3 protein-coding genes are annotated in these 2831 nt (G+C 35.1%); 2 read left to right on the top strand and 1 reads right to left on the bottom strand.

What is annotated here, in order from left to right:
- Nucleotides 1–247 precede the first annotated feature (247 nt).
- Nucleotides 248–1240 (top strand): aldo/keto reductase, encoded by a 993-nt coding sequence (locus H5975_RS07745; RefSeq protein WP_204785561.1) that lies wholly within the window; start codon nt 248–250, stop codon nt 1238–1240.
- Nucleotides 1241–1296: 56 nt separating this feature from the next.
- On the opposite strand, the gene H5975_RS07740 is transcribed toward H5975_RS07745, so the two are convergent.
- Nucleotides 1297–1797 (bottom strand): hypothetical protein, encoded by a 501-nt coding sequence (locus H5975_RS07740; RefSeq protein ID WP_204785560.1) that lies wholly within the window; start codon nt 1795–1797, stop codon nt 1297–1299.
- Nucleotides 1798–1948: 151 nt separating this feature from the next.
- Between H5975_RS07740 and H5975_RS07735 the strand changes: the two genes are divergently transcribed.
- Complete coding sequence (locus H5975_RS07735) at nt 1949–2614, top strand: adaptor protein MecA (protein ID WP_204785559.1); 666 nt, start codon at nt 1949–1951, stop codon at nt 2612–2614.
- The last annotated feature ends 217 nt before the right edge of the window (nt 2615–2831 follow it).

Raw genomic sequence — 2831 nt, 5'->3', positions numbered from 1 at the left:
AGGGCAATTACCGTGTGTGTATTTTTTGGGGTAATTGTCCTTTTTTATTGTCATCATATACAAAAACGGCACTGATGAAAACTCATCAGTACCGAATAGTGTAGAACCTAAATCTAAAATCATCTAAATTATAGAATAAAAGGGTATCTTTTGAGTGAAGCCTTAAATGTCTATAATTTACGAAGAGGTATTGAAGGGGATTTGATAATTTATTTGTTTTAAGATTACCTTGTAGGAGGATTTATCTATGTATCAAGCTAATTCAAACCGTTATCAGAAAATGATATATAACAGGGTGGGTAGAAGTGGACTTAAACTATCGGCAATCGGATTAGGCTTTTGGCACAATTTCGGTAGTGTTGATCCGTTTGAAAACCAAAAAAGAATTGTTCATCAAGCATTTGATCTTGGAATCACATATTACGATTTAGCGAATAATTACGGCCCAATTCCGGGAAGTGCGGAAGAAAATTTTGGTCGAATCATGGCTACAGATATGAAGCCTTATCGAGATGAAATGATTATCACCAGCAAGGCCGGTTATGAAATGTGGGACGGACCTTATGGTAACTGGGGATCACGTAAAAGTATCATTGCCAGTGCAAATCAAAGTCTCAAGCGACTGCAACTTGATTATGTAGATATTTTTTATACACACCGACCTGACCCAGAAACCCCAATTGAAGAAACTGCAGAAGCACTTGACCAATTAGTACGTGAAGGGAAAGCACTTTATATCGGAATTTCTAATTACAGTGGGTCACAGACTAATGCAATAATGAAAATTTTTAATGATCTACATACTCCCTTTATTATTCATCAACCGCGTTATAACATGTTTGATCGCCATATAGAAAACGATTTACTACCGGTGTTAAGAGAGAATCATAAAGCGGCAGTTTGTTTTAGTCCGCTTGCACAGGGCCTTCTCACGGACAGGTATTTAAATGGAATTCCAGACGATTCTCGTGCTGCAAAGTCAACTAGTCCATTTCTACATAAGGAGCAAGTTGAACAGACTTTGAGTAAAGTTAAAAAGCTTAATGAAATTGCTAAGCAACGTCACCAAAGCTTAGCAGAGATGGCATTAGCATGGAATTTGAGACATCCAGAAATTGCTTGTGTATTGGTTGGTGCAAGTCGCCCAGCTCAGCTAGTTGACGATGTAAAAGCGTTAGATAATTTACAGTTTTCTGCTGATGAATTGACAGAAATTGATCATGTTTTAGATGGTAATTAGGGCTACAAACATTGCCAAAATAAAAAAGCCTTTGCAGGTTTGCAAGGCTTCGTAACTTATTCATCTTCAACAACTTTAAAGACTTCGGTAAAGTTTCGTAGCTGTTGATTAATGTAGTCATCTAATTGATGGTAAGTGGAGCTGGATAACCACTGATCCAGGTCTTCTTTCGTCTTCCACAACGTTAACATAACTAGTGTTTGAGGGTGGTCCATCCGAGTTGAAAAATATCCGCCTTCCATCTTTCCATCAAAATTTTTAATGGTGTCGTCGAGCACTTTTGGTCCAACTTTTTTAAGCATTGCCCGCTTTTCGTCGTCAAGATCAAAAGCCTGTAAGAAAAGAAAGTGATCAAACAAATCATCGCCAACGTTGTATAATGTTTCTAATTGAATTGACGATCCAAAGATACTGGTTTTATCAGATAGGTCAATTAAGATATAGTTGTCTTCGGTGGTTAAGTTTTCTGCAATTACTAACCGACGGTCAGGATTTGCTGTTATTTCATCGTTAAAATATGATTTTGAACCAAGTGCGTAGTTAATTGTTTTAATCATACATGTCACTCCTTTACTTGGTTTATTATACACTAATTTAAGTACATTTCTTAGAAGAGGTTACTTGAATTACAATCTTAGTATTGACTTGACTAGTTAAATGAATTGGGTAAAATTAATGTACTAGGCGATAATGACTGGAGGTGTAATAATGGAGAAAAAGAGACTCGATGAAAATACGATTCAAGTCATTATCGATCAAGATGATCTTGATGAACGAGGAATCACTATGCTTGATTTACTTGGTAATCAGAGGCAGATTGAAGACTTTTTTTATAGTATCTTATCTGAAGTTGATACGGAACATGAATTTAAGAAGAATGATTCTGTAACTTTTCAAGCATTACCAATTAAAGACGGCTTAGAATTGATTATTTCTAAAAATACGAACAAGCGTGATGCTGGTTCTGGAATGAGTTCGATTTCAAAAATGATTGCTGACCAATTAAAGGGACACGATTCTAAAACTTTTGATGATGACCATCAACACTCAGTAATTAATGATTCAAATGTTAAAGATGAAGTTTCGGATGTATTTGTTATCAAATTTGAGAACTTTGAAGACTTTATTTCATTAGCAAATGTTTTGGATGATGATACTTTAACATCAGATTTGTTCTTATATCATCACAAATACTATTTAGTTGTTCATGATTTAAACGGTAATAACTATTCTTCTGATTCTATTCTAAATTATGAAGCTATTGCCAGTGAGTACGGTAAATTAGTGAAAACATCACCGTCATTATTGGCTGAACATGGCAAGAAAATTATGAGTCAGTCAGCATTAGACACTGCACGATACTATTTTAAATAATTAAAGGTGAATACCAGAAGCTAACAAATTGGTTAGCATTCTGTGATTGTATTATTTGGAGAAACCTTAAACGTTCGAATTTTCGGATGTTTAAGGCTTTTTCTTATAGGCAGATTGTAAAATATAAGTTGAACATTTAAGTGGACAAGAAAACCCATAAAGGTCTTTAATGGTGTTACCACAACATTCCATTAGAAAGAAGGACCTTTATGGGCAC

This window comes from Limosilactobacillus coleohominis, assembly GCF_016901675.1.
Lineage (GTDB): Bacteria > Bacillota > Bacilli > Lactobacillales > Lactobacillaceae > Limosilactobacillus > Limosilactobacillus intestinavium.
The sequence above is the reverse complement of the archived record's forward strand: the minus strand, read 5'-3'. Positions and strand labels throughout refer to the sequence as shown.

Coding starts and splice junctions, on each gene's coding strand:
- H5975_RS07735 (WP_204785559.1), top strand. CDS start 1,949: ATGGAGAAAAAGAGACTCGATGAAAATACGATTCAAGTCATTATCGAT.
- H5975_RS07740 (WP_204785560.1), bottom strand. CDS start 1,797: ATGATTAAAACAATTAACTACGCACTTGGTTCAAAATCATATTTTAAC.
- H5975_RS07745 (WP_204785561.1), top strand. CDS start 248: ATGTATCAAGCTAATTCAAACCGTTATCAGAAAATGATATATAACAGG.